Genomic DNA, 26,175 nt, shown 5'->3' on the forward strand with positions numbered 1-26,175 from the left:
CGAAGATGTTACGTAGGATAACATCAACGATAATGATTCGCATATGCGCGGGCGAACGAGCAGTCTGGAGGCCCGGGGAGGCCCCTGAACGCCTCTCAGCGCGCTCCGCTGGCTTCCACCCCTGGGCGGAGTCGCCGGCGGCCAGGGGCGCTTCAATCGCGGTCGTCGCGGGTCCAGACGGCGTCGTGTTCGCGCTTCACCGGGAACTTGGGTACCGGCGTATAGGCCGGGGCGCACAGGGCGCGGCCATCGCGCACGTCGAAGCGCGCGCCGTGCAGCACGCATTCCACGCTGCCTTCGTCGGTGTTGAACTCGCCCGAGGACAGCTCGAACTCCTCATGCGTGCACTGGTCTTCCAGCGCGTACAGCTCGCCGTCGAGGTTGAACACCACGATCGGCGTGCCGGTCACTTCGTCGAACACGCTCTTCATTTCACCGGGCAGCAGCTCGTTGCCGGCACACACGAAGGTCCAGGTATCGCTCACGCGGCGGCTCCGGCCAGTGGCTTTTCCAGGACCTCGAAGCGCAGGTCGTCGCGCTTGGGGATTCCGAAGCGTTCGTCGCCATATGGGAACGGCTTCTTGATGCCGGTACGCTGGTAGCCGCGGCGCTCGTAGAAGGCGATCAGTTCGTCGCGTACGTCGATCACCGTCATCTGCATCACCGGCACCTTCCATTCGCGTGCGGCGTGCGCTTCGGCGGCGCCCATCAGCTGCTTGCCGACCCCGCCGCCCTGCTGGGCCGGATCGACCGAGAACATGCCGAAGTAGCCCTTGCCGTCGACATCGGCGACGTGGGCGCAGGCCACCAGCTGGCCCTCGCGCTCGGCCAGCAGGATCGTGGAGCGCGGGCGGTCGAGGTCGGCCTGGATGCCTTCGGCGTCGATGCGGGCGCCATCCAGCAGGTCGGCTTCGGTGGTCCAGCCAACGCGGCTGGCGTCGCCACGGTAGGCCGAGGTGACGAGGGCGATCAGGGCGGGGATGTCGGCCGGCGTGGCGGCGCGGAAGGTCAGGGTGCTCATGGCCCCATTCTAGGTGGGGCGTGGGCGGGCGCAAATGGGGGAGTGGGGGCAGATCCCTTTCGCAACGCGAAAGGGATCTGACCCCGGCATCTACTGACTCAACGGCAGGCCATGGACCGACTGGCACGGGCCCGGAATCGGCAGATGCTCGGGGTCAGATCCCTTTGCGCAGCGAAGGGCCCTGACCCCCTGCTACCAGGAGCAGCCCATGCCAAGGCCACGGCGCATCGATGCGCCCGGATACCCGCAACATGTCGTCCAGCGCGGCAACAATCGTCAGCGCGTGTTCTTTGCGGATGGCGACCGCGTCGCCTACCTGCGCCTGCTGTGTCATCACGCAGGTCAGCAGCAGTGCCGGGTCCACGCCTATGTGCTGATGGACAATCACGTCCATCTTCTGGCAACGCCTGATCTCTGCGGCGGGCTGTCGCGGATGATGCAGGCCGTGAACCGGACCTACGTACGTCGGGTGAATGATCGGCAGGGCCGCACCGGCACGTTATGGGAAGGGCGCTTCCACTCCACGGTGGTGGATACGGATCGCTATCTGCTGGCCTGCCAGCGCTACATCGAGCTCAATCCGGTGCGGGCGGGGAGGGTGGCGCATCCCGGTGACTATCGCTGGTCGAGCTATCGTGCCAATGCGCGTGGCAGGCCCAATGCGCTGCTCGAGCCGCATTCGGCATTTGAGCTGATGGGTTCTGATGCGGATGAACGGTGCAGGCGCTATGTGGAGTTCATCGAGGCGGGTATTCCGGCGGGGGATCTGCTGGCGATCCGGCGGGCATTGCAGTCGCAACGGCGGCTGTCGGGAATGCTGGTGGGGCCAGATCCCTTTCGCGTGGCGAAAGGGATCTGATCCCGGTGTGCTGCGGGCGGTATGCCGCGTTCATCTGGTCGCGATCCGGCGGGCATTGCGGTCGCAACGGCGGTTGTCGGGAATGCTGGCGGGGTCAGATCCCTTTCGCGTGGCGAAAGGGATCTGACCCCGCTGTGCTGCGGGCAGTATGCCGCGTTCATCTGGTCGCGATCCGGCGGACATTGCAGTTGCAACGGCGGCTGTTGGGAATGCTGGTGGGGTCAGAGCCCTTTCGCGTGGCGAAAGGAATCTGACCCCGGTGCGCTGCGGGCGGTATGCCGCGTTCATCTGGTCGCGATCCGGCGGGCATTGCGGTCGCAGCGGCGGCTGTCGGGAATACTGGTGGGGTCAGATCCCTTTCGCGTCGCGAAAGGGATCTGACCCCGGTGTGCCGGCTCAGCCCAGAAGCTTGCGTACCTTGGTCAGCGCGGTCATGAAGCGCTCGATCTCGGCGTGCGTGTTGTAGAACGCCAGCGAGGCACGGCAGGTGGCGGCGACGCCGAAGTACTGCAGCAGCGGATGTGCACAGTGCTGCCCCGAGCGCACGGCCACCCCTTCCAGGTCGAGCAGGGTGGCCAGATCGTGCGCATGCGCGCCATCGATCAGGAACGAGACCACGGCGGCCTTCTCCGGCGCTTCGCCGATGATGCGCAGGCCGTCGACGCGGCGCAGCTCCTCGGTGAAGTGCGCCAGCAGTTCGGCTTCGCGGGCTTCCACGTTCTCCTGCCCAAGCTGCTGCAGGTAGTCGGCGGCCACGCCCAGGCCGATGAAACCGGCGATGTTCGGGGTGCCGGCTTCGAACTTGTGCGGGGCATCGTTGAACACGGTGCCGTCGAAGCTGACTTCCTTGATCATCTCGCCGCCGCCGAGGAACGGCGGCATCGCGTCCAGGTGCTCGCGGCGCGCCCACAGCGCACCAGTGCCGGTCGGACCGCACATCTTGTGGCCGGTGATGGCGTAGAAGTCGCAGCCGATCGCGGCGACGTCGACCTTGCGGTGCGGCACCGCCTGCGAGCCATCGACCACGGTGATGATGCCGCGCTTGCGCGCTTCACGGCAGATCTCGCGCACCGGATTGACCGTGCCCAGCACGTTGGAGACATGGGTGACCGCCAGCAGCTTGACCTCCGGGGTCATCGCCGCGCGCAGCGCATCCAGGTCCAGCGCGCCATCGGGCGTGATCTCGGCCACGCGGATGGTGGCGCCGGTACGTTGCGCGACCAGCTGCCACGGCACGATGTTGGCATGGTGTTCCATGCGCGTGATCAGGATCACGTCGCCGGCCTTCAATCGCGGCAGCGCCCACGAGTAGGCCACCAGGTTGATGGCGAAGGTGGTGCCGCTGCACAGCACCAGGTCGCTGGCGCGCACGTTGAGGAAGCGTGCCAGCTTGTTGCGTGCGCCTTCGTAGGCGTCGGTCGCTTCGCTGCCCAGTGCATGCACCGCGCGGCTGACGTTGGCGTTGTAGCGGCGGTAGAACTCATCCACCGCGCCGATCACCTGTACCGGCTTCTGGCCGGTGTTGGCGTTGTCGAAATAGACCAGCGGCTTGCCGTGCACTTCACGCATCAGCAGCGGGAAGTCGAGGCGGACGCGATCCCAGTCCGGGGCGCCGGTGCGTTCTTCGATCGGGCGTGGCGTGGACAGGTTCATGCCACACCCGCCTCGGCCAGGGCCTTGTCCAGGCGGCGTGCCAGCTGCTCGCGCAACGCGTCCGGCAGGATCTTCAGCGGTTCATGGCAGAACGCAGCGCTCAGCAGTGCCTGCGCCTGGACCTGGGGCAGGCCACGCGAGCGCAGGTAGAACAGCGCATTGGCATCGAGCTGGCCGACGGTCGCGCCGTGCGCGGCCTTCACTTCATCGGCGTCGATCACCAGCGTCGGCTGGGTGTCGATCTCGGCATCGGCCGACAGCAGCAGGTTCTTGTTGGACAGGTTCGCGTCGGTGCCGTCGGCGCCTTCGCGGATCTGGATGCCGCCATGGAACACCACGCGGCTGCGGTTGGCGGCAACGCCGCGCCACAGCAGCTCGCAGGCGGTATCGCGCGCGATGTGGTCGATGCCCAGGCGGGTCTCGACGTGGCGGCGGCCATTGCCGAGCAGCACGCCGTTGGCGGTCAGCCGGGCGTTGTCGCCTTCCAGGCGCACGTTCAGTTCGTGGCGGCTGAGCGCGGCGCCCAGTTCCAGGTCCACGCGGTGGTACTGCGCGTCGCGGGCCAGCACCGCATCGGTACGCAGGAAGCTGGTCTGGCGGGCGCTGCCGGCCTGCACGCGGGCGTGCTTGAGTACGCCATCGCGGGCGACGTGGGCATGCAGCACGGTGTTGTCCAGGTGGGCGGAGTCACCCACGCTGAAGCGGTGCTCGACCACGCCCAGGCTGGCGCCGGCGCGCAGTTCGATCAGGTGGCGATGGTGCCAGGCCAGGTCGGCTTCGCCGGCGACGCTGGCGAATACCAGCTGCAGCGGCGTTTCGACCTGCACGCCTTCATCCACGCGCAGCACGACGCCTTCATCGGCCAGTGCGGCGTTGAGCCGGGCGAAGATCTCTTCGCTGCGCTCGTAGCGACGGCCAAGGAAACGCACGGCGTCTTCGCCAGCGGCCAGCGCGGCCGACAGCGGCTGCAGCTGCACGCCGGACGGCAGGGCCTGCACATCGCTCAGCGTGGCATCCAGGCGGCCGTTGACGAACACCAGGCGCGGCGCCGGGATGTCGTCCAGCAGCGCGGCGTCCAGCGCCGGGCCCTGCAGCGGCGCTGCAGCGAACGCACGGCGTTCCAGCTGGCGCAGCGAGGTGTACTTCCAGGCTTCATTGCGGGCGGCGGGCAGGCCGTCGCGCAGGGCCGCATCCAGCACTTCGCGGCGCGCATCGCTGCCACAGAAGGCCTGGGCCATGGAGTCAAGCAGGGCGCTCATCAGACCGCCGCCTCGGGCACGACCCGGTCCTTCAGGAAATCATAGCCGTGCGCTTCCAGCTCCAGCGCCAGCTCGGGGCCGCCGCTCTTGACGATGCGACCATCGGCCAGCACGTGCACGACGTCCGGCTTGATGTAGTCCAGCAGGCGCTGGTAGTGGGTGATGACCAGGAACGAACGGTCGGCGCCGCGCAGTGCGTTGACGCCGTCGGCCACGCTCTTCAGCGCGTCGATGTCCAGGCCCGAGTCGGTCTCGTCCAGGATCGCCAGCTTCGGTTCCAGCACGGCCAGCTGGAAGATCTCGTTGCGCTTCTTCTCGCCGCCGGAGAAGCCTTCGTTGACGCCACGGTGCAGCAGTTCGTCCTTCAGGTGCAGCACGGCCAGCTTCTGCCGCACCAGCTTGAGGAACTGCATGGAATCGAGTTCTTCTTCGCCGCGCGCCTTGCGCTGGGCGTTCAGTGCCGCGCGCAGGAAGTAGGTGTTGTTCACGCCCGGGATTTCCACCGGGTACTGGAACGCCAGGAACAGGCCGGCGGCGGCACGTGCTTCCGGGTCCTGCTCCAGCAGGTCGACGCCGTCGAACTGCACGCTGCCTTCGGTCACTTCGTAGCCGTCGCGGCCGGCCAGGACGTTGCCCAGGGTGGACTTGCCGGCGCCGTTCGGGCCCATGATGGCGTGCACCTGGCCGGGCTTCACATCCAGCGACAGGCCCTTGAGGATTTCCTTGTCGCCGATGCGGGCGTGGAGGTTTTCGATCTTCAGCATGGTGGGGGTTTCCGTGGGGCGGGCCAGGGCCCGCCGGTAAAGAGAATGCGTTTGCGAGGGGCAGGGGCGGGCGGTCAGCCCACCGAACCTTCCAGCGAGACTTCCAGCAGCTTCTTGGCTTCCACCGCGAACTCCATCGGCAGTTCGCGGAACACCTGCTTGCAGAAGCCGTCGACGATCATCGACACCGCGTCTTCCTGGCTGATGCCACGGGCGCGGCAGTAGAACAGCTGGTCATCGGAGATCTTGGAAGTGGTCGCCTCGTGCTCGACGGTGGCGCCTGGGTTCTTCACCTCGATGTAGGGGAAGGTGTGCGCGCCGCACTGCTTGCCGATCAGCAGCGAGTCGCACTGGGTGTAGTTGCGCGCGCCATCAGCATTGCGGTCCACCCGCACCAGGCCGCGGTAGGTGTTCTGGCCACGGCCGGCGCTGATGCCCTTGCTGACGATCTTGCTCTTGGTGCGCTTGCCGACATGGATCATCTTGGTGCCGGTGTCGGCCTGCTGGCGGTGATGGGTCAGCGCGACCGAGTGGAACTCACCGACCGAATCGTCGCCCAGCAGCACGCAGGACGGGTACTTCCAGGTGATCGCCGAGCCGGTCTCGACCTGGGTCCAGGTGACCTTGCTGCGCGCGCCACGGCATTCGGCACGCTTGGTCACGAAGTTGTAGATGCCACCGACGCCGTTCTCGTCGCCCGGGTACCAGTTCTGCACCGTGGAGTACTTGATCTCCGCATCTTCCAGCGCGACCAGCTCGACCACCGCGGCGTGCAGCTGGTTCTCATCGCGCATCGGCGCGGTGCAGCCTTCCAGGTAGGAGACGTAGGCCTTGTCCTCGCACACGATCAGGGTGCGCTCGAACTGGCCGGTGTGGCCGGCGTTGATGCGGAAATAGGTGCTCAGTTCCATCGGGCAGCGCACGCCCTTGGGAATGAACACGAAGCTGCCGTCGGAGAACACCGCCGAGTTGAGCGCGGCGAAGTAGTTGTCACCGACCGGCACCACGGTGCCCAGGTACTGGCGCACCAGCGCCGGGTGTTCCTTGATGGCCTCGGACATCGAGCAGAAGATCACGCCCTTCTCGGCCAGTTCCTTGCGGAAGGTGGTGCCCACGGATACCGAGTCGAACACCGCATCCACCGCCACGCCGGCCAGCTTGGCGCGCTCGTGCAGCGGCACGCCCAGCTTGTCGTAGGTGTCGAGCAGTTCCTTCGGCACATCATCCAGCGAGGCGTACTTCGGGCCCTTCGGCGCGGAGTAGTAGCTGAGCGCCTGCAGGTCGATCGGCGCGATCTCCAGCTTGGCCCAGTCCGGCATCGGCAGGGTCAGGAAGTGGCGGTAGGCATCCAGGCGCCACTGCGTCATCCACTCCGGCTCGTCCTTCTTGGCCGACAGGGCACGGATGGTGTCCTCGTCCAGGCCCGGCGGCAGGGAGTCCGACTCGATCTCGGTGATGAAGCCGGCCGAATACTTGCGGCCGAGCTGCTCGTGGATCTCGCGGTTGGGGGTGTCGCCGTGGGCGACGTTTTCGATGGTTTCGGTGGCCATGGGGGGCTGCCTACGGATCAGGAGACGACGTCGACAGCGATGGTGCGGCGCTGTTCGTCATCGGCAAGGGGGAGAGGGGGCAGGATCTGCGCGAGGGTGACATCGCGCAGGGCCTCGGAGACCACGTCGTTGATCAGCCGCCAGCTGCTGCGCGCGCCGCACTTGGGCGCCATGCCGCACTGGTGGTGGTCGTGGCTGCATTCGGTCAGGGCCAGTGGCCCTTCCATCGCTTCGACCACTTCGAACAGCGAGATCTCGATGGCCGGGCGGGTCAGGCGGTAGCCGCCACGGACGCCACGCAGGCCTTCGACCAGGCCGGCCTGGGCCAGTGGCTTGAGCACCTTGCTGACGGTGGGCGGCTCCAGACCGGTGAATTCGGCCAGCTCGGTGGCACTGAGCACTTCGCCCGGACGGGCGGCCAGCACGGTCAGCACGACGGTGGCGTAATCGGTGAGTTTGGTGACGCGCAACATGGGGATGCGAGTGGTTCTTAAAGCGGACTGAAATTGTACGCTTTTATTCGCCACCATCCAAGCCGGGCATTCAGCCGGCGCTTGGGCCAGGCCGGGAGGACACACCGCGGCCGTTGCCGGGGCGCAATGCTGCGCCAACGGGGTGATTTTCGCAATCACCCGGAATGGGCGAGAATCCCCATTCCATTCGCTGCAAACAGCCCGCGCCGATGCCGAAGAAGATCCAAGCCCGCAAGTCCGCCATCCATGGCAACGGCGTGTTCGCCGTGGCCCCGATCAAGCAGGGCGAGCGCGTGATCCAGTACAAGGGCCTGCTGCGCAGCCACGGTGATGTCGATGCCGATGACAGCGGCGACGTCGAAAGTGGCCATACCTTCCTGTTCACCCTCAACGATGACTGGGTGATCGACGCCAACTACAAGGGCAACGACGCGCGCTGGATAAACCACAGCTGCGACCCGAACTGCGAGGCGGTGATCGAGGAGGACGAGGACGGCGACAGCCGGGGCGACAAGGTGTTCATCGAGGCACTGCGTGATATCAAGGCCGGCGAGGAGCTGACCTACAACTACGGCATCACCCTGGCCGAGCGCCACACCGCCAAGCTGAAGAAGATCTGGGAGTGCCGTTGCGGCTCGCCCAAGTGCACCGGCACGATGCTGCAGCCCAAGCGCTGATCGGTACCGGGTAGTGCCGGCCGCTGGCCGGCAAGGCGCAATCCAGGTGCCGGCCAGCGGCCGGCACCACCCGGCGGCTCTCCACCTGCCGTGCACGACAGGGTCACCGCCGCGCAAGGGCCGTTCTTCCATTCTGTGGGCTCCCCCAACCGGAGTGCCTCCATGGCAGAGCGATTGAAGGGCAAGCAGATTGCCATCCTTGCCACCCACGGCTTCGAACAGTCTGAACTGATCGAACCCAAGCGTTTGCTGGAAGCGGAAGGGGCGCGCGTCAGCGTGGTCTCGCCCGCAAAGGAAGCGACGATCAAGGGCTGGAAGGAGAAGAACTGGGGCGACGCCGTCGCGGTGGATATCCCGTTGGATGAGGCCGATCCTGCACGCTTCGATGCGGTGGTTCTGCCCGGCGGGGTCATCAATCCGGACACACTGCGCACCGATGATGCCGTACTGGCCTTCATCCGTTCAGTGGATGAAGCCGGCAAGCCCGTGGCGGCGATCTGCCATGGCCCGTGGCTGCTGATCAACAGCGGCCTGGCCGATGGCCGCGAGCTGACCTCCTGGCCTTCCCTGCAGCAGGATCTGGCGAACGCGGGTGCGACATGGCGCGATGCCGAGGTGGTGGTCGACGGCAACGTCATCACCAGCCGCAAGCCGGATGACATTCCGGCTTTCAGCGAGGCGGTGGTAAAAGCGCTTGCCGCCTGATGCGCTACCGGTAGTGCCGGCCGCTGGCCGGCAGATGCAGTGACGTGCTGCCGGCCAGCGGTCGGCACCACCTCATTTGCCCAGCAGGCCTGCCGGTACCAGGTTGCCCAGGTTCTGGTTGAAAGTGACCACCAGCTTGCCGTTCTTCACCTGTGCCGACTGCACCTGCAGGGCGCCGAGCACCCCGGCCACGGCCGGGTCCAGCTTGTAGATCGGTTCGCGCTGGGCGTAGTCGCTCAGCCACGCATTGAGCAGGCCACGGGTGCGCGAGTCGAGGCGGCCGCCCTGGTTGGCCGGGGTGAAGTCATCCACGCTCGGCTGCTGCAGGTGAAAGCCCTGGGTCTGCGCGTCGTAGCGCAGGCCGCTGCTGAGCTTCACCGTGCCCAGTCGGGCCGGGTTGCCGCCGGCGGTGGCCAGCGCGACGTCCATGCCCAGGTTCAACCGTTCGCCGGCCGGAAGGCTCAGCTGCGGATGGCTCATGGTCAGGGCGATCAGGCCGCCGAGGGCGTCCTGGGTGCGCGGGAAGCTGCCATCGAGGTACTGCTGCACGTCGCTGGCGCCCACCGACAGTTCGCGGCCGGAAATGGAGGGAGCCGCCTGTGCACCGATCGCAGCGGCGATCAGCACGGTGGAGGCCGCGAGGCGGGTCATCAGGGAACGCAGGCGCATGTCGGTGACCGGTGGGAAGCAGATGGATGGATCAAAGAGTAGCCGCGCAGGCTGAATCGCGCGTGCATGCCGCTGCAACGGTTCAGTCCAGCGTTGGACGCAGCTGTGCCGACTGGATCTGCCAGGCGCTGCCGTCGCTGCTGGGCTGCACGCGGTACCAGCCGCCGAAGCGGAACGTGCCATTGGCGGTGACCGCACGGATCTGCACAGGGACTTCAAGCAGCCGCGGTGGCTGCCGGTCATCTCGGGCGATCGGGGTATCGCTGTGCAGGCGCAGCGTGCGCAGGTCCTGCAGCTGCCGCAGCGCGGCGTCGTCTGCATGCCGCGGGTCGCCGGGTGGGATCGTCCAGGCAGCATCGCTGGCGGCGCGGTCGCGGTTGAGCAGTGCGGCGACGTAGCGGTTGAGCATCGTCGACGGCGGCTCTGCGCCGTCGTCGACGGCGGACAGCAGCGTCATATCGCTCGCCTGCAATGCTGCGGGACCGGGACCGGGGCCGGTACCGGTGTCCGCTGCTGCGGCGACGGGAGCGGACGCTGCCGTGATGTGATCATTCGTCTGTGCCGCCGGGCGTGAACAACCCAGCAGCACCAGTGGTGCGATCAGGAACAGGATCCTGCGCATGCCCGCCTCCTCCCCGAGGCAACCTGGAGGGCGGCAGTGTATCGGTTGCGCCGCTATCAGCGGGAGGAGGGCAGCTGCTCCAGCGCGTCCAGCGCCGGCAGGACCTGGCCGGCGATGGCGGCCAGTGCGTGGCCGTCGGTCTCGGCGTGGCGCTGTACGATGTCGCGCAGCAGCTGGGTGGCGATCACCAGGGTCGCGCGCTCGTCGCCACTGATGCCGGCGGTACGCGGGGCCGCTTCCAGCAGGCGCATCAGGTCGCGGCCGGCGCGGTGTTCCAGTTCGATGGTGCAGCGCCCGGTGCACTGCAGCCCGTCCTTTTCGATCGGGGTTACCGAGATCCGGTAGCGGGTGGAGGGGCTGGCCATGAGGGTGTGCTCGCCGTAGCTGTGGAGGATGTGCCCACCATAGGCAAGGCCACGGCTGGCGGCGACGGCCGGCGCTGCACGCAGTGTTCCACCCGGTACGTTCCGCGCCCTTTGCGGAGCACCGGCAGCCAATGCTGGCGGGCCTGTACGGGGATTGCCGGGGCCGCGGCAACGCTGTGTTGCGGGGTGTGGTGCGGACAAAAAAAAACGGGACGGCCAGAGCCGTCCCGTCGGAATCCGCGTTGGGGCGCGCGCTTACAGCGCGGCGTCCTTCAGCTTCTTCAGCGGACGCACCTTCAGCTTGGTGGTGGCCGGCTTGGCAGCGAACCACTGCTCTTCCTTGGTGAACGGGTTGATGCCCTTGCGCTTCGGCTTGGCCGGCACATTGACGGTGGTGATCTTCAGCAGGCCCGGCAGGGTGAACGAGCCAGCGCCCTTCTTGTGCACCGAGGAGGCGACGGCGCTTTCCAGCGAGGCCAGCACAGCGCGGACGTCCTTGGCGATGACGCCGGAGGCTTCAGCGATGTGTGCAACCAGGCCGGACTTGGTCAGCACTTCCTTGATCGGCTTCGGAGCGGCCGGCTTGGCGGCTGCCTTCGTCGCGACTTTCTTCACTGCCTTCTTCGGGGCAGCCTTCTTAGCGGTCTTTGCCATGGTTTCCTGTTCCGTGAACGGTTGGTTGTGTGGTCGGCGCCGAACCCCGTCGGCAAGCGCAATGTAGGGCAACTCTCGGGCGCCGCCAATAGCCCGAAGCGCGGAAAGTGCATGTTTTTTCATATCCAGGCCGATTCAGTACATGGCCGGCGGTGGGGGACGGGGGCGCTGCAGCGTGCGCGATGGCTGCTGCCTGCCCGTTGCTGGAATGTGCGAAACCACTGAAAACAAGGGAAAAGTCCACGTCGGTCTGGCGAAGAAGTGACCAGCTGTCCGATGTCCGGCGGACGTGCGGCATGCGGCGGAGCGACGCAGGGCTAACGCGTCCCGTGCGAGAGTGGCCGTTCATCACCGCCACGCAGGAGCAGCACATGGGAATCTCGCGACACGCCACCGCGCACTGGGAAGGCGATCTGAAGTCGGGCAAGGGACAGCTGAGCACGCCGCAGAGCGGGCTGCTGGACAAGACCCGCTACGGTTTCAACAGCCGCTTCGGCGACGAGAAGGGCACCAATCCGGAGGAGCTGATCGCCGCCGCGCACGCCGGCTGTTTCACCATGGCGCTGTCGGCCAAGCTTGGTGAGGCCGGCTTCACCCCGACCTCGCTGGACACCGAGGCCAAGGTCGATCTGTCCCTGGAGGGCGGCCCGCAGCTGTCGCAGATCCGGCTGAAGGTGAAGGCCGTGGTGCCGGGCATCGACGCCGCACAGTTCCGTGCCATTGCCGATGACGCCAAGCAGAACTGCCCGGTGTCCAAGGCGCTGAGCGCGGTGCCGATCAGCCTGGAAGCCGAACTGGGCTGAGCCACGGTAGTGCCGGCCGCGGGCCGGCAACCGCATGATGCCGGGGTCCATGTAGCAGCCGGCCAGCGTTATGGCGGCCTTCCTGGTCCCCACCCTCCGGGCCGTCGCGTCCGACGTTGGCAGCGGCTCCTGCCGCTGCCTTCGGCTCTACCACCCGCCAGCGCGATCACCAATCAAGGGTGCCGGTAATCACCGTCTGCACCTGCCCGCCCGACCAGACCTCGCCGTCTTCATCGACGCGCAGGGTCAGGCGCGCGTCATGGCCGACTTCGCGGCCCTGGCTGACTTCGAACGGTGCACGGCCTCGGGGCAGCGCATCGCGCAGGTCCAGCCACGCGGCCAGCACGGCATTAGCCGCGCCGGAGGCGGCGTCCTCGAAGCGGCGGCCATTGCCGACGAAGGCACGTACTGCAAGATCGAAGCCTTCGCCGCCATCGCTGAAGGCGTAGGCAAACACGCCCATGCTGTCGGTGGATTCGGCCAGAGCCGCGACCGCGTCCCAGTCCGGGCGCAGTGCGCGCAGTGCCGCTTCATCGGCCACCTGCACCACCCACCAGCTGCGCCCGCCCTGCATGCGCGCCGGCGGCAGCGAGCCCAGCGGCCAATCCTTCAGCGCCGCCTGCAGGCGCGGGTCGGTGGCCTCGGCGATCTCCGCCAGCTGCGCGCGCGGGGTGCGGATGGCAATGCGCTGCTGCGCGCCCTCGCCGCTCACGCGCAGCGGCAGCGCACCGGCGATGCCGTCCTGCACGAGCACGCCGTCGACTGGCGCGGCCAGGCCCGCCTGCAGCACCGCATGCGCGGTGCCGACGCTGGGATGGCCGGCGAACGGGACCTCCTTCTGCGGGCTGAACATGCGCAGCCGGTAGCTGGCGCCTGCGACCTGCGGCGGGAACACGAAGGTGGTCTCGGGCAGGCGCGTCCAGCGCGCAATGGCCTGCATGCTGGCATCGTCCAGGCCTTCGGCATCAAGCACCACGGCCAGCGGATTGCCGGCACCGGCGCGCGGGGAGAACACATCCAGCTGCAGGAAACGGCGGGTGGACATCAGGCAGGACTCCAGTAAACAGGCGGCATAGCGTAGCGCGGGGCACAAAAAAGGGGACGGAGGGAATTAAGTCGCTTGTGCCCCAAGTGCCATAAGCGACTTAATTCCCTCCGTCCCCTTTTTTCGTGCGCTACCAGCGAAGGTGGCCGTCGATGACCGGCTGCACCTGGCCGCCGATCCAGACCGTGCCCTGCGCATCCACCTCGACGTGTACGCGGCCATCGCGGCCGACTTCGCGGCCCTGGCTGGCCACGTAATGGCCCTCGCGGCCGGGCAGGGCGTTGCGCTGCCGCAGCCAGGCAGCGATCAGGGCATTGGCGCTGCCGGTGACCGGATCTTCCGGCACGCTGGCCGCATCGGCGGGGCAGAATGCGCGCACCACACGGGTGTGGTCGGTACCGGCTTCGTCGGCGAATACGGCCACGCCGGTGGCCTCGGTGGCAAGGCTCCAGTCGCGCAGGGCGGCCATGTCCGGCGCCAGGCCGCGCACAGCGGCGGCATCGCGCAGCGGCAGCAGCCACCAGCGCGCGCCGTTGTCCCAGAGTTCGGGCACGTGCCCGTTGGCGGCGAGGGCCAGCAGTGTTTCGGGTGCCGCATCTGCGCCAGTCGCCAGTTGCCGCGCCGGTGGGCTGGCCAGCTGGATCTGGAGTGCTTCGGCCGGGCCGCTCACCCGCACGGGCAGCACCCCCGCCGCGCACTGCTGCAGCAGGGCGCCGTCGCGAGGCTGGGCCAGGCCGCAGCTCACCGCCGCCCAGGCCGCGCCGACGCTCGGGTGGCCGGCGAAGGCCAGCTCACGGGTCGGGGTGAAGATGCGGATGTGGTAGTCGGCGCCGGGCGCGCTGGGGCGCAGGAAGAACACCGTCTCGGACAGGTTCAGCCAGGCGGCCAGGGCCTGCATCTGCTCGCCGGAGAGCGCATCGGCGTCCAGGAGGGCACCCAGTGGATTCCCGGTTCCGGGGCGGGAGGCGAAGACATCGAGCTGCAGGTAACGGAGGAGGGCCATCTACGGGGATATTGCGCTTAGAATCAAAGGTTCCGCCCCCAAGGGCGGCTTCCCCACATTCTACATAGCCAATCCATGTCAGCTTCCCCCCTTGTCGATCGTTGGATCGTACTGAAGTTCGGCGGCACTTCGGTGTCGCGTCGTCACCGCTGGGACACGATCGGGAAGCTGGCGAAAAAACGCGCGGAAGAGACCGGCTCGCGCGTGCTGGTGGTGGTGTCGGCGCTGTCCGGGGTCACCAACGAACTGACCGCGATCGCCGATGGCGCGCCGGACAGCCGTGATCGCGTGGCCGCGCTGGTCGAACGCCATGAAGGCTTCCTGGCCGAACTGGGCCTGGGCCGCGAAGTACTGGCCGAGCGCCTGGCGGCACTGCAGGGCCTGCTCGACGACCCGCGTGCGGCCACCCGTCCGCTGCAGTGGCAGGCCGAAGTGCTGGGCCAGGGCGAACTGTTGTCGTCCACGCTGGGCGCGGCCTACCTGCACGCCTCGGGACTGGACATGGGCTGGATGGATGCCCGCCAGTGGCTGGACGCGATGCCGCCGCAGCCGAACCAGAGCGACTGGTCACAGCGCCTGTCGGTGAACTGCCAGTGGCGTGCCGACGCGGAGTGGATGCAGCGCTTCCGCGCGCAGCCGACCCGCCTGCTGATCACCCAGGGTTTCATCTCGCGGCATGCCGATGGCGGTACCGCCATCCTCGGCCGTGGTGGCTCGGATACCTCGGCGGCGTACTTCGGCGCGCTGCTCGGCGCCAGCCGCGTGGAAATCTGGACCGATGTGCCGGGCATGTTCAGTGCCAACCCGAAGGATGTGCCGGACGCGCGCCTGCTGACCCGCCTGGACTACTACGAGGCGCAGGAAATCGCCACCACTGGTGCCAAGGTGCTGCATCCGCGCTCGATCAAGCCGTGCCGCGATGCAGGCGTGCCGATGGCCATCCTCGATACCGAGCGTCCGGAACTGCCGGGCACCAGCATTGACGGCAGTGCTGCACCGGTACCAGGCGTCAAGGCGATCAGCCGCCGCAACGGCATCGTGCTGGTGTCGATGGAAGGCATCGGCATGTGGCAGCAGGTCGGCTTCCTGGCCGATGTGTTCAACCTGTTCAAGAAGCATGGCCTGTCGGTGGACCTGATCGGTTCGGCCGAGACCAACGTCACCGTGTCGCTGGACCCGTCCGAGAACCTGGTCAACACCGATGTGCTGGCCGCGCTGTCGGCCGACCTGTCGCAGATCTGCAAGGTGAAGGTGATCGTGCCGTGCGCGGCGATCACCCTGGTCGGCCGTGGCATGCGTTCTCTGCTGCACAAGCTGTCGGACGTGTGGGCCACCTTCGGCCGCGAGCGCGTGCACATGATTTCGCAGTCGTCCAACGACCTGAACCTGACCTTCGTCATCGACGAGGCCGATGCCGATGGCCTGCTGCCGATCCTGCATGCCGAGCTGATCGACAGCGGTGCGATGCCGGTGGAAGAAACCGAAGTGTTCGGCCCGCGCTGGCGCGAGATTGCCGGCACCGTGCGCCCGCGCGGCACGCCGTGGTGGCGCGGCCAGCGTGCGCACCTGCTGCAGCTGGCCGATGCCGGTACGCCGCGCTATGTCTACCACCTGCCGACGGTGCGCGCCCGCGCCCGCGCGCTGGCCGCGATCAAGCCGATCGACCAGCGTTACTACGCGATCAAGGCCAACAGCCACCCGGCCATCCTGCAGCTGCTGGAAGCCGAGGGCTTCGGGCTGGAGTGCGTCTCGTACGGCGAGCTGAAGCATGTGTTCCAGCACCTGCCGGAGCTGTCGCCGCGGCGCGTGCTGTTCACTCCCAGCTTCTGCCCGCGCAGCGAGTACGAGGCGGCGTTCGCCCTTGGCGTGACCGTCACCGTCGACAACGTCGAAGCGCTGCAACGCTGGCCGGACCTGTTCCGCAACCGCGAGCTGTGGCTGCGCGTCGACCTGGGGCGTGGCGAAGGCCACCATGCCAAGGTCCGCACCGGCGGCAAGGAGTCCAAGTTCGGCCTGCCGATCGCCCGCGTGGACGAGTTCGTGCGCGCGGCCTCCGAGCTGGGCAGCCGCGTGGTCGGCCTGCATGCGCACCTGGGCAGTGGCGTGGAAACCGCGCAGCACTGGCGCCTGATGTGCGATGAGCTGGCCGGCTTCGCCCGCCGCATCGGCAGCGTGCACACCATCGACATCGGTGGCGGCCTGCCGATTCCGTACAGCGACGAAGACGAGCCGTTCGACCTGGACGCCTGGGCCGAGGGCCTGGCCGAGGTCAAGGCGCTGCACCCGGCATTCCGCCTGGCGATCGAGCCGGGCCGCTACCTGGTGGCCGAATCGGGCGTGCTGCTGACCCATGCCACCCAGGTGGTGGAAAAGGACGGCGTGCGCCGCGTGGGCCTGGATGCCGGCATGAACACGCTGATGCGCCCGGCCCTGTACGACGCCTGGCACGACATCGAGAACCTCAGCCGCCAGGGTGGTTATGCCGAAGCGGCGTTCGATGTGGTCGGCCCGATCTGCGAATCCAGCGATGTGTTCGGCAAGCGCCGCAAGCTGCCGGTGTCAACTGCGCCGGACGACGTGATGCTGATCGCCGACGCCGGCGCGTACGGCTATGTGATGGCCAACACCTACAACCAGCGGATGCTGCCGCGCGAAGACGTGATCGAATGACCACCGCGCGCGCCCTGCACCCGCCCACCGACACGCCCCGCGCCATCGCACGGGCCCGTGCCTGACCGGATACACCATGACTGCTTTCGACAAACACCAGGTTTCCCGCTTCCGCTTCGTCCGCTGCGAATTCGCCGCGGATACCGGCGTGGCCAGGCTGGTCTACGCCTTTGATGACGGCCCGGAGATGGTGGAAACCATCACCGTGCCCGGCGCCCCGTTCGTGCTGGACGAAGCGCGTAGCGCCGCCGTGCAGCGCGCGCTGCAGCTGCTGCACCTGATCGCCGGTGTCAGCTACTACAAGGCCGGCGTACCGGATACGGTCAGCATCGACAGCTACAGCATCGATGCCGATACCGCCGCGCTGGTGGAGACCATTTACCTCAACGGCCTGGGCGAATTCGCCTACCGCAACGGCCTGAACCTGCGCGGCCGCTTCCGGTTGCCGGTGCAGGGCGAGGCCGTGCAGGCGCCGGCGCTGGGCCTGCAGCCGCATGCGCTGGTGGCCATCGGCGGCGGCAAGGATTCGCTGGTCAGCATCGAAGCGCTGCGCCGTGCCGGCGTGGACGAGACCGTGACCTGGATCGGTGGCTCGCAGCTGATCCGTGCGTGCGCCGAGCGCACTGGCCTGCCGACCTTGAACCTGGGCCGCACGCTGGCACCGGAACTGTTCGAGTTGAACCGCCAGGGCGCCTGGAACGGCCATATCCCGGTGACGGTGGTGAACTCGGCGATCATGGTGCTGGCCGCGTTGCTGCACGGCGTGGACCAGGTCGTGTTCTCCAACGAGCGCTCGGCCAGCTACGGCAGCCAGATTCCAGGCACCGGCGAAGTGAACCACCAGTGGTCCAAGGGGTGGGCCTGCGAGCAGGCCTTCGGTAGCCATGTGCAGAAGTACGTGGCGGCGGACCTGCAGTACTACTCGCTGCTGCGCCCGATGTCCGAGCTGGCGGTGGCCCGCCAGTTCGCCAAGAGTGACTTCTACGACGCGCATTTCTCCAGTTGCAACCGCAACTTCCACATCCTCGGCGAGCGCCCGGTGAACCGCTGGTGCGGCGTCTGCCCGAAATGCCATTTCGTGTTCCTGGCGCTGGCCCCGTTCATGCCCAAGACGCGCCTGGTGCGCATCTTCGGCCGCAACCTGCTGGACGATGCCGAGCAGGCCGGTGGCTTCGATGCGCTGCTGGAATTCCAGGACCACAAGCCGTTCGAGTGCGTGGGCGAAGGCCGCGAATCGCGTGCGGCGATGGCGACCCTGGCACAGCGCCCGGAGTGGAAGGAAGACGTGCTGGTGAAGCGCTTCTGCAACGAGATCCAGCCGCAGCTGGATGCCGCCGAACTGGAACTGGCACCGCTGCTGCAGCTGCAGGGCGAGCACCGTGTTCCAGCTGCGCTGTGGGAACGGGTGCGTGAAGATTTCGAAGCTTGAAGGAAAGCGCGTCGCGCTGTGGGGCTGGGGCCGTGAGGGCCGCGCCGCGTTTGCGGTGCTGCGCGCGCGCCTGCCCACGCTGGCATTGAGCCTGTTCTGCCCGGTGTCCGAGGTCGAGGCGGCGCGTGCGGAAACGGAGGGCGCGCTGGACGTGCGTGGCGAGCCTTCCGCTGAAGCGCTGGCCGCGTTCGACGTGGTGATCAAATCGCCCGGCATCAGCCCGTACCAGCCGATCGCGCTGGCGGCTGCAGGGCAGGGCACCAGCTTCATCGGTGGCACCGCGCTGTGGTTCGCCGAACACGCGGCCGACGATGGCATCGTGCACGACACCGTGTGCGTGACCGGTACCAAGGGCAAGAGCACCACCACCGCGCTGGTTGCGCACCTGCTGCGTGCCGCCGGCCATCGCACCGGCCTGGTCGGCAACATCGGCCTGCCGCTGCTGGAAGTGCTGGATCCCCAGCCCGCGCCCGAGTACTGGGCGGTGGAACTGTCCAGCTACCAGACCGGTGAGGTGGCACGCAGTGGCGCCCGCCCGCAGGTGGCGGTGGTGCTTAACCTGTTCCCGGAACACCTGGACTGGCACGGCAGCGAACAGCGTTACATCGAAGACAAGCTGCGGCTGGTGACTGAAGCCGCACCGCGCATCGCTGTGCTCAACGCCGCCGATCCGCACCTGGCCGCGCTGTCGCTGCCCGACAGCGAAGTGGTCTGGTTCAACCAGCCGCAGGGCTGGCACATGCGCGGCGACATCGTGCATCGCGGTGAGCAGGCCGTGTTTGATACCTGCAACACGCCGCTGCCAGGCCGCCACAACCGCGGCAACCTGTGCGCGGTGCTGGCCGCGCTGGAAGCGCTGGGGCTGGATGCCGTAGCGCTGGCACCGGCGGTGCAGGACTTCCGTCCGCTGCCGAACCGCCTGCAGCGCATCGGCGTGGCCGATGGCCTGACCTACGTCAACGATTCGATCAGCACCACGCCGCATGCCAGCCTGGCCGCGCTGGAGTGCTTCGCCGGGCAGCGCATCGCGCTGCTGGTGGGGGGGCATGACCGTGGCCTGGACTGGACCGATTTCATGCAGCACATGGCGCACGATGTGCCGCCGGTGGAGATCGTGACCATGGGCAGCAACGGCCCGCGCATCCACGCGATGCTGGAGCCGTTGGCCGACGCCGGTCGCTTCGGCCTGCATGCGGCGGGCGATCTCGCCGAGGCGATGGCCTTGGCGCGCGCCGCGCTGGGCGAACAGGGCGGGGTGGTGCTGCTGTCGCCGGGTGCACCGAGCTTTGGTGCGTACCGCGACTACGTGGCGCGTGGCCGTCATTTCGCCGCGCTGGCCGGGTTCGATCCGGACAGCATCAGCGCGATTCCGGGGTTGGGCATCGGGTAAGGGGTCGGATCCTTTTCCGCAGGAAAGGGCTCTGACCCCATCGTGCATTTATCATGCAGGCATCCCCGGACGGACCCGGATGCCCGCATGTGCACCTTCATCACCGTGTTCCTGCCCACGTCATTGCCGCACGACGCGGCCGCCGCGGCCTTCACCCGTAGCGGCCGGCGCCTGTTCGCGCAGGCATCACCGAGCCTGCAGGCGGCGGTGGGCCCGGATTGGCAGCCGTGGCTGAGTGCCGCGTACTGCGATTGCGGCACCGCGCTGGCCTCGACGAGTGTGCAGCCGGAATGGAAGGGCGATGCCGAACGTTGGCGGAAGAAGGGCTGGAGTGAGGCCAGGATCGCTCGCGCGCTGTCCGAGCAGTTGGCGCGGCATGAACAGGATCAGCAGGTGTGCCGCGATAGAGCTCTTGCCGACGCCGGCCAATGGCTGCAGCGCATTGATGCCCTGCTGGGTGTGGGTGCGGCGCGTATCGGACTTCTGGTGCGTGTTTACGACGGCTCGGTGGGGGCCCGGCAGCCGAAGCCGCCGGAACATCATTGGTCGCGGGATCAGCTCGCCGCGGCGGATCTGTTGGCGTTCGCGCCCGGCACGTTGCACTGGATCGAACGCGGGTGAGAGCGCCATCCACGCATGGCGTGGATCTACTGTAGAGTCGAGCCCATGCTCGGCTGGGTTTCAATCCTCGTCCTGGTCGATGAACGCGTAATCGCGACCAATCATTTGTTGCAGGTAGGCGTCGAAGCTGGGCGCGATCACCGCGTAGCTGTCCGGATCGTGCAGGTAGCGCACCACCTGGCCGACCGTGCCGCCCGACCCCGGGTCGAAATCCAGGTACAGCATCGACGTGCCGCCGTTGTTCATGCAGTGCGAGAAGCACAGGCGGCGGTTCATCGGCAGATCGGCGTCGATGCCCTCACCCAGGATCTCCGGTTCGTCATCCAGCCACTCTTCGTAGATCGAACGGATGCTGTCGTCCCACTGCTGCTGGTCTTCGAAGATCTGTGCGACCGAGCGCAGGTAGTACGGATAGTCGCCGACATCGGAGCCGAGCATCAGCACGCACACCTCGCCGCCTGGATACTCGCGGAAATGGGTGCCATCCACGCGCGACAACAGTTCCATCAGGCTGTCAGGGACCTGTGGCCACTGCGCCCGCAGGCGCTGTAGGTCTTCGACAGTGGCACCCTGTACCCGCGCCCATTGCGGAGCATCCTCGGCGGGCAAGCGCGGAATCAGGCCAGACAGAAAGCGATCAACAAGGGTCATCGGAAGATGCCAAGAGCAGGGCAGGCACAGCCGGCTTCGCGCATCGAGGCCGGCCGTGCGGCGCGGCGTGTCAGCGTACCACCTGGAAATCGATGATGTCGTAGACCGATGAGCCGTACTTGCCATGCGATTCCAGGGAGATCGCGATGCCGAGGTCCTCGATGAAGGCACGAACACTGCGATCGCCGTCGACCTTGCACTCCAGCCGGATCGCATCGCCAGAAAGCGAGGCTGATACATCGCGTGCCGGGAAGCGTTCTCCGATCACGCAGGACAGCGTGGTGGCGAGTGGCTTGGAAGTGCTGCGTTCCGGATAGAAGACCATCGTCGTCTCTGCGCGGAACCGGCTGCCGGGTGTCCACGCTGCGGGAAGATCCTGCTTCAGCGACCGGGTCTGCAGGGTCATCGCAGCGTCGCGCATGGATGCCAGCTGGAAGAGATTTGCCTTTGACAGCCGATGCATGGTGAACGAGGTGTAGTCCTCGGTGATCTTCAACAGGCCGTTGTCGGCCACCATCGTAATGGTGGTCGGAGTAGTGGAGGGGGCCCTTCCCTTGATCCGGTAGCGGTAGGTCAGCGATGTGAACCGGGGGGCCAGCAACGGGTTGTCCACGCCATCAACAACAGCCTTGATAACCGGCACATCTTCCAGTCGCCGGCCGGCCGCCTGCGGCTGCGGGCGATCGGCAGCGGGTACGTCGGGGCGGAGCTGGGCCATGACATCGGCATCTACCGCCCCTTGCAGCGAACATCCCACCATGGTCCTGCCGCCGCTGGATTCCACCATCAGCACCCGTTCCAGAAGCATGCGTCCGGAGGCAATGCCGCCACGATTGGAAGTGGGCAGCCACTGATCGCCTGCGCGGACCTCGCTACGGGCATGCATTCCGCGATCGCCCTGCAGGCGCTCGGCATGTTCGATCAAGGGCGACAGCTGCTTGACAACCGTGTCCAGTGGCGCATCGAAGGTGAACCCCCAGCTCATATAACGACCCAGGACGCCCAGGTCCGACGTGTTGTCGAAGTAGGTGGCGACCGGCAGGCCGCCGATGCGGGGTCCGCCACGGAGCTGGACCTCGTTGGTGGTCTCGGAACGATCCTTGGTCTCGATCCAGTTGATCGTGCCTGTCCCACCCAACGATGCGTGCGCGGCCCATGCATCTGCGTGCGTGTGCAGGCTGGAGAAGAAGCTGGCGTCGCAGCGGCTGAACGCGGTGAAAGTCTCGTCCAGCGGACTGGCGCTCAGCTGGGCAGCAGGCAGCAGAAGGGCAAGCGAGGCAAGCGAAGTGGAACCCAGGTTTTTCACGAAACGGGACATCCTTGTTGGGGAAGGGGGGGGGGGCACACAGCTGGACACTAGCTATCGGCCTGTTCGTCTGGATCTGAAGTGGGGGCTGCATTGCGTGCTTCGGCTTCACGCCGGCCCCGTACACTCCGGGTTCCCTCTCGGTGGAGCAGGCGCATGAATCGTTGGCGATGCGGTGTGGCGGTGATCCTGGGGCTGGCGGCGATGCCGGCGTGGGCGGCGATGAAGACCCAGCCGGTGGGATGGAAACACCAGGGCACGACCTTCAGTGGCGTGCTGGTCTATGACGACGGCGACAACGACAAGCGCCCGGGTCTGGTGATGGTGCCGAACTGGAAGGGCGTGAACGAATCGGCGGTCGAAAAGGCCAAGCAGCTGGCCGGCGATGATTACGTGGTGCTGGTGGCCGATGTCTACGGAAAGGGCGTGCGGCCGAAGACCGATGCCGAGGCCGGGCCGGTGGCAACCAAGCTGCGCAATGACAGGCCGCTGCTGCGCGCACGTGCGCTGGAGGCGGTGAACGTGCTCAGGGCGCAGGCGGGCAAGGTGCCGCTCGATGCCGGCCGGATCGGCGCGGTGGGCTTCTGTTTCGGCGGCACCACGGTGCTGGAACTGGCCCGTGCCGGTGCGCCGCTGGCCGGTGTGGTCAGCCTGCACGGTGGGTTGGGTTCACCGCTGCCGGCGCAGGCTGGTGGCGGCCATCCGTCGGTGCTGGTGCTCAACGGCGCAGACGACAGGAGCGTGACTGCCGAGGACATCGCTGGCTTCCAGAAGGAAATGGACGCGGCCAAGGTCGATTGGGAGTTCACCAACTACAGCGGTGCGGTGCACTGCTTCGCCGAGCGCGATGCCAACAGTCCGCCGGGGTGCCAGTACAACGAGCGGGCGGCGAAGCGCGCGTGGAAGGCGCTGGATGAGTTCTTCGAGGAACGCTTCGAGAAACGTTGATTCGTGCAGTGGTAGTGCCGGCCGCTGGCCGGCAACCTCATGATGCTGCGGATGTCATCGGGAATGCCGGCCAGCGGCCGGCACTACCGATGCTTCAGTGCCGACCAACGGTCGGCACCCACCGGAATGCCGGTTTGGTGGGTGCCGACCGTTGGTCGGCACACCTCAGCCGGTCAATGCGAGCGCTGCACCGCGTAGCGGGCCAGGCCGCGCAGGGCGGCCACGGCATCGTTGTCGCCCAGGCCGTCGAGCGCGCGCTCGGCGGCTTCGGCATATTCCTCTGCACGCGCGCGGCTGTACTCCAGGCCGCCGGTGGCACGGATCGCGGCCAGCACTTCCGGCATCGCCGAGGCGTCACCGTCCTGCACGATGGTGCGCAGGCGCTCGCGGGTGATGTCGTCGGAGTGGGCCATCGCGTGGATCAGCGGCAGCGTGGCCTTGCCCTCGGCGAGGTCGTCGCCCAGGTTCTTGCCCAGCTCCTCGGCGTTGGCCGAGTAGTCCAGCACGTCGTCGGCGATCTGGAACGCGTAGCCCAGGTGCATGCCGTAGTCGAACAGGGCCTGCTGGGTCGCTTCATCCACGCCGCTGGCCAGCGCGCCCAGGCGGGTGCCGGCGGCGAACAGCACCGCGGTCTTGCGCTCGATCACGCGCAGGTAGGCGGCTTCGTCGGTGTCCGGGTTGTGTACGTGCAGCAGCTGCAGCACTTCACCCTCGGCGATGCGGTTGGTGGCGTCGGCCAGGATCTGCATCACCGGCATGCGCTCCAGCTCGACCATCAGCTGGAAGCTGCGCGAGTACAGGAAGTCGCCGACCAGCACGCTGGGCGCGTTGCCCCACAGTGCGTTGGCGGTGCTGCGGCCACGGCGCAGGCTGGATTCGTCCACCACGTCGTCGTGCAGCAGGGTGGAGGTGTGGATGAACTCGATGATCGCCGCCAGCTGGTGGTGCTCCGGGCCGGCCTGGCCGACCGCATGGCCGGCCAGCATCACCAGCATCGGGCGCAGGCGTTTGCCGCCGGCGGAAATGATGTGGTCAGCGATCTGGTTGATCAGCACGACGTCCGAGGACAGCCGGCGCCGGATCAGGGCGTCGACGGCGGCCATGTCGGCCGCGGCAAGCGACTGGATCTGGGGCAGGCCCAGGGCGGGACGGGTGTCTTCGGTGATGGTCATGCGATCAGGCTTTCAGGCTCACCACCGATTATAGGCGCTGGCCGTGAATTCGGGCGCAAACCGGCCCGAGCGGCAATTCCAGCCCGGCCTGCGCGGCCCTCCGCGTGAATACGTATGCAGGTTGCGCCATGCCTGGGAGCCCGCCGCTAAGCTTGCCGGATCAGGATTTCGGCCCGCTGCCGGCGGGTCCCGCATGCCCGGAGGGGGGCTGTCGATGTCGCACTATCCATGGTGGCGCGGAGCCGTCATCTACCAGATCTACCCGCGCAGTTACCTCGATGCCAACGGCGATGGCGTGGGCGATCTGCCCGGCATCATCCAGCGCCTGGACCACATTGCCGCGCTGGGCGTGGATGCGATCTGGATCTCGCCGTTCTTCAGGTCGCCGATGGCCGACTTCGGCTACGACATCGCCGATTACCGCGATGTCGACCCGCTGTTCGGCAGCCTGGACGACTTTGACCGCCTGTTGGCCAAGGCCCACGGCCTGGGCCTGAAGGTGATGATCGACCAGGTGCTGAGCCACACTTCGATCGAGCATGCGTGGTTCCGTGAGAGCCGCCAGGACCGCAGCAATCCGAAGGCCGACTGGTACGTCTGGGCCGACCCGCGCGAGGATGGCACCCCGCCCAACAACTGGCTGTCGCTGTTCGGCGGCTGCGCCTGGCAGTGGGAGCCGCGCCGTGAGCAGTACTACCTGCACAACTTCCTGGTCGACCAGCCGGACCTGAATTTCCATCACCCGGACGTGCAGCAGGCGACCCTGGACAACGTGCGCTTCTGGCTCGACCGCGGCGTGGATGGCTTCCGCCTGGATGCGATCAACTTCTGCTTCCACGACGCACAGTTGCGTGACAACCCGGCCAAGCCCGCCGACAAGCGGGTGGGGCGCGGCTTCAGCCCGGACAACCCGTACGCCTACCAGTACCACTACTACAACAACACGCAGCCGGAGAACCTGCCGTTCCTGGAGCGCCTGCGCGCGCTGCTGGACGAATACCCGGGGGCGGTCAGCCTGGGCGAGATTTCTTCGGAAGACTCGCTGGCCACCACGGCCGAGTACACCCGCGATGGCCGCCTGCACATGGGCTACAGCTTCGAGCTGCTGGTGGACGACTACAGTGCGGCCTACATCCGCGATACGGTCTCGCGCCTGGAAGCAGCGATGACCGAAGGCTGGCCGTGCTGGGCGGTGTCCAACCACGATGTGGAGCGCGCGGTCAGCCGCTGGGGCGGCCACCCCGCCGACCCGCGCCTGGCGCGGATGCTGGTGGCGATGCTGTGCTCGCTGCGCGGTTCGGTCTGCCTGTACCAGGGCGAGGAGCTGGGCCTGGCCGAGGCCGAGGTGCCGTTCGAGGCCCTGCAGGACCCCTATGGCATCACCTTCTGGCCGAATTTCAAGGGCCGTGACGGCTGCCGTACCCCGCTGCCGTGGACCGATGCACCGCTGGCCGGCTTCACCACCGGCCAGCCCTGGCTGCCGATCCCGGCCGAACACCGGGCCGCGGCGGTCGCCGTGCAGGAGCGCGACCCGCATTCGGTGCTGGCGGCGTTCCGCGCGTTTCTGGCCTGGCGGCATACCCAGCCGGCCCTCCTGCATGGCAGCATCAGATTTCTTGAAAGCGCCGAGCCCGTGCTGCTGTTCGAGCGTATGCTTGCAGATGAAACCCTCCTGCTGGCCTTCAACCTGTCGGCCGAAGCGGTGAGCCATCCGCTGCCGCCGGGCAACTGGCAGCAGGTGGTGGTACCGGGCCCGGATGCGGGCACGGTGCAGGGCAATGAACTCCAGCTGCCGCCACGCGCGGTGTATTGCGCCCGACGCAGCTGACCGTTTTCTCCGGTGGCGGTACTTGCGGGGACGGGGCC

At 67.4% G+C, this 26,175-nt stretch carries 26 protein-coding genes; 10 read left to right on the forward strand and 16 right to left on the reverse strand.

Going from position 1 to position 26,175, the window contains the following annotated elements; all coding sequences use genetic code 11:
- Positions 1-152: 152 nt before the first annotated feature.
- Both AC5P7F_RS07565 and AC5P7F_RS07570 read right to left on the reverse strand, forming a co-directional pair.
- Positions 153-485, reverse strand: coding sequence for a non-heme iron oxygenase ferredoxin subunit (locus tag AC5P7F_RS07565; protein ID WP_014646265.1), 333 nt, complete (start codon positions 483-485; stop codon positions 153-155).
- Positions 482-1,021, reverse strand: a complete 540-nt coding sequence (locus AC5P7F_RS07570; RefSeq protein WP_164077018.1) for a GNAT family N-acetyltransferase — start codon at positions 1,019-1,021, stop codon at positions 482-484. The genes AC5P7F_RS07565 and AC5P7F_RS07570 overlap by 4 nt, the downstream gene beginning before the upstream one ends.
- A 208-nt stretch (positions 1,022-1,229) precedes the next feature.
- On the opposite strand from AC5P7F_RS07570, the gene AC5P7F_RS07575 reads away from it, so the two are divergent.
- Positions 1,230-1,880, forward strand: a complete 651-nt coding sequence (locus tag AC5P7F_RS07575) for a transposase (protein WP_164077019.1) — start codon at positions 1,230-1,232, stop codon at positions 1,878-1,880.
- Between the two features lie 396 nt (positions 1,881-2,276).
- Here the strand turns inward: AC5P7F_RS07575 and AC5P7F_RS07580 are convergent, their stop codons facing one another.
- The 5 genes from AC5P7F_RS07580 to AC5P7F_RS07600 all read right to left on the reverse strand — a co-directional run bounded on the left by AC5P7F_RS07580 (position 2,277) and on the right by AC5P7F_RS07600 (position 7,579).
- Positions 2,277-3,533, reverse strand: a complete 1,257-nt coding sequence (locus tag AC5P7F_RS07580; RefSeq protein ID WP_032957821.1) for a cysteine desulfurase — start codon at positions 3,531-3,533, stop codon at positions 2,277-2,279.
- Positions 3,530-4,792 carry a Fe-S cluster assembly protein SufD gene (gene sufD, locus AC5P7F_RS07585; protein WP_049441083.1) on the reverse strand — a complete coding sequence of 421 codons (1,263 nt, stop codon included), beginning with the start codon at positions 4,790-4,792 and terminating at the stop codon, positions 3,530-3,532. The genes AC5P7F_RS07580 and sufD overlap by 4 nt, the downstream gene beginning before the upstream one ends.
- Positions 4,792-5,556, reverse strand: coding sequence for a Fe-S cluster assembly ATPase SufC (gene sufC, locus AC5P7F_RS07590; protein ID WP_032957818.1), 765 nt, complete (start codon positions 5,554-5,556; stop codon positions 4,792-4,794). The genes sufD and sufC overlap by 1 nt, the downstream gene beginning before the upstream one ends.
- Before the next feature lie 74 nt (positions 5,557-5,630).
- Positions 5,631-7,106 (reverse strand): Fe-S cluster assembly protein SufB, encoded by a 1,476-nt coding sequence (gene sufB / locus AC5P7F_RS07595; protein WP_134808589.1) that lies wholly within the window; start codon positions 7,104-7,106, stop codon positions 5,631-5,633.
- A gap of 17 nt (positions 7,107-7,123) precedes the next feature.
- A complete protein-coding gene (locus AC5P7F_RS07600; protein WP_005408436.1) occupies positions 7,124-7,579 on the reverse strand; it encodes an SUF system Fe-S cluster assembly regulator in 456 nt (151 codons plus the stop codon).
- 209 nt (positions 7,580-7,788) lie between these two features.
- Between AC5P7F_RS07600 and AC5P7F_RS07605 the strand changes: the two genes are divergently transcribed.
- A complete protein-coding gene (locus AC5P7F_RS07605; protein WP_012479369.1) occupies positions 7,789-8,256 on the forward strand; it encodes an SET domain-containing protein in 468 nt (155 codons plus the stop codon).
- A gap of 162 nt (positions 8,257-8,418) precedes the next feature.
- Positions 8,419-8,961, forward strand: a complete 543-nt coding sequence (locus AC5P7F_RS07610; RefSeq protein ID WP_032957815.1) for a type 1 glutamine amidotransferase domain-containing protein — start codon at positions 8,419-8,421, stop codon at positions 8,959-8,961.
- A gap of 72 nt (positions 8,962-9,033) precedes the next feature.
- Here the strand turns inward: AC5P7F_RS07610 and AC5P7F_RS07615 are convergent, their stop codons facing one another.
- From AC5P7F_RS07615 to AC5P7F_RS07630, 4 genes are all read right to left on the reverse strand, one after another.
- Entirely contained in the window at positions 9,034-9,630 is a 597-nt protein-coding gene (locus tag AC5P7F_RS07615; protein WP_014646273.1) for a YceB family lipoprotein, read from the reverse strand.
- 82 nt (positions 9,631-9,712) lie between these two features.
- Positions 9,713-10,252 carry a hypothetical protein gene (locus AC5P7F_RS07620; protein WP_134808588.1) on the reverse strand — a complete coding sequence of 180 codons (540 nt, stop codon included), beginning with the start codon at positions 10,250-10,252 and terminating at the stop codon, positions 9,713-9,715.
- Positions 10,253-10,308: 56 nt separating this feature from the next.
- Entirely contained in the window at positions 10,309-10,617 is a 309-nt protein-coding gene (locus AC5P7F_RS07625) for a DUF3861 family protein (RefSeq protein ID WP_014646275.1), read from the reverse strand.
- A 255-nt stretch (positions 10,618-10,872) separates the two neighbouring features.
- Complete coding sequence (locus AC5P7F_RS07630) at positions 10,873-11,271, reverse strand: HU family DNA-binding protein (RefSeq protein ID WP_010483539.1); 399 nt, start codon at positions 11,269-11,271, stop codon at positions 10,873-10,875.
- 371 nt (positions 11,272-11,642) lie between these two features.
- Between AC5P7F_RS07630 and AC5P7F_RS07635 the strand changes: the two genes are divergently transcribed.
- On the forward strand, positions 11,643-12,074 hold the full coding sequence (locus AC5P7F_RS07635; protein ID WP_014646276.1) for an OsmC family protein: 432 nt from the start codon (positions 11,643-11,645) through the stop codon (positions 12,072-12,074).
- A gap of 166 nt (positions 12,075-12,240) precedes the next feature.
- On the opposite strand, the gene AC5P7F_RS07640 is transcribed toward AC5P7F_RS07635, so the two are convergent.
- Together AC5P7F_RS07640 and AC5P7F_RS07645 are read right to left on the reverse strand one after the other, a co-directional pair.
- Entirely contained in the window at positions 12,241-13,119 is an 879-nt protein-coding gene (locus AC5P7F_RS07640) for a PhzF family phenazine biosynthesis protein (RefSeq protein WP_053496181.1), read from the reverse strand.
- A gap of 130 nt (positions 13,120-13,249) precedes the next feature.
- Complete coding sequence (locus tag AC5P7F_RS07645; protein WP_164077020.1) at positions 13,250-14,122, reverse strand: PhzF family phenazine biosynthesis isomerase; 873 nt, start codon at positions 14,120-14,122, stop codon at positions 13,250-13,252.
- A gap of 75 nt (positions 14,123-14,197) precedes the next feature.
- Here AC5P7F_RS07645 and AC5P7F_RS07650 point away from each other — a divergent pair, with 75 nt between their 5' ends.
- The 4 genes from AC5P7F_RS07650 to AC5P7F_RS07665 all read left to right on the forward strand — a co-directional run bounded on the left by AC5P7F_RS07650 (position 14,198) and on the right by AC5P7F_RS07665 (position 20,232).
- Positions 14,198-16,792, forward strand: a complete 2,595-nt coding sequence (locus AC5P7F_RS07650; RefSeq protein WP_164077021.1) for a bifunctional aspartate kinase/diaminopimelate decarboxylase — start codon at positions 14,198-14,200, stop codon at positions 16,790-16,792.
- A 76-nt stretch (positions 16,793-16,868) separates the two neighbouring features.
- Entirely contained in the window at positions 16,869-18,221 is a 1,353-nt protein-coding gene (gene murL / locus AC5P7F_RS07655; protein ID WP_049441093.1) for a UDP-N-acetyl-alpha-D-muramoyl-L-alanyl-L-glutamate epimerase, read from the forward strand.
- Positions 18,202-19,611, forward strand: coding sequence for a UDP-N-acetylmuramoyl-L-alanine--D-glutamate ligase (gene murD / locus AC5P7F_RS07660; protein ID WP_164077022.1), 1,410 nt, complete (start codon positions 18,202-18,204; stop codon positions 19,609-19,611). The genes murL and murD overlap by 20 nt, the downstream gene beginning before the upstream one ends.
- An 87-nt stretch (positions 19,612-19,698) precedes the next feature.
- Entirely contained in the window at positions 19,699-20,232 is a 534-nt protein-coding gene (locus AC5P7F_RS07665) for a hypothetical protein (protein ID WP_164077023.1), read from the forward strand.
- A gap of 60 nt (positions 20,233-20,292) precedes the next feature.
- On the opposite strand, the gene AC5P7F_RS07670 is transcribed toward AC5P7F_RS07665, so the two are convergent.
- Both AC5P7F_RS07670 and AC5P7F_RS07675 read right to left on the reverse strand, forming a co-directional pair.
- The gene (locus tag AC5P7F_RS07670) at positions 20,293-20,883 is read right to left on the reverse strand and encodes an SMI1/KNR4 family protein (protein ID WP_164077024.1); all 591 of its coding nucleotides are present in this window, start codon (positions 20,881-20,883) and stop codon (positions 20,293-20,295) included.
- Between the two features lie 70 nt (positions 20,884-20,953).
- Complete coding sequence (locus AC5P7F_RS07675) at positions 20,954-22,189, reverse strand: hypothetical protein (RefSeq protein WP_239510474.1); 1,236 nt, start codon at positions 22,187-22,189, stop codon at positions 20,954-20,956.
- Between the two features lie 156 nt (positions 22,190-22,345).
- On the opposite strand from AC5P7F_RS07675, the gene AC5P7F_RS07680 reads away from it, so the two are divergent.
- Positions 22,346-23,137, forward strand: coding sequence for a dienelactone hydrolase family protein (locus tag AC5P7F_RS07680; protein WP_164077026.1), 792 nt, complete (start codon positions 22,346-22,348; stop codon positions 23,135-23,137).
- A 173-nt stretch (positions 23,138-23,310) separates the two neighbouring features.
- On the opposite strand, the gene AC5P7F_RS07685 is transcribed toward AC5P7F_RS07680, so the two are convergent.
- Positions 23,311-24,309 carry a polyprenyl synthetase family protein gene (locus AC5P7F_RS07685; protein WP_126411812.1) on the reverse strand — a complete coding sequence of 333 codons (999 nt, stop codon included), beginning with the start codon at positions 24,307-24,309 and terminating at the stop codon, positions 23,311-23,313.
- 214 nt (positions 24,310-24,523) lie between these two features.
- On the opposite strand from AC5P7F_RS07685, the gene AC5P7F_RS07690 reads away from it, so the two are divergent.
- Entirely contained in the window at positions 24,524-26,137 is a 1,614-nt protein-coding gene (locus tag AC5P7F_RS07690) for an alpha-glucosidase family protein (RefSeq protein WP_032957799.1), read from the forward strand.
- Positions 26,138-26,175: the final 38 nt, after the last annotated feature.

It is taken from the genome of Stenotrophomonas sp. YJH_SMC_105-26, assembly GCF_059368915.1.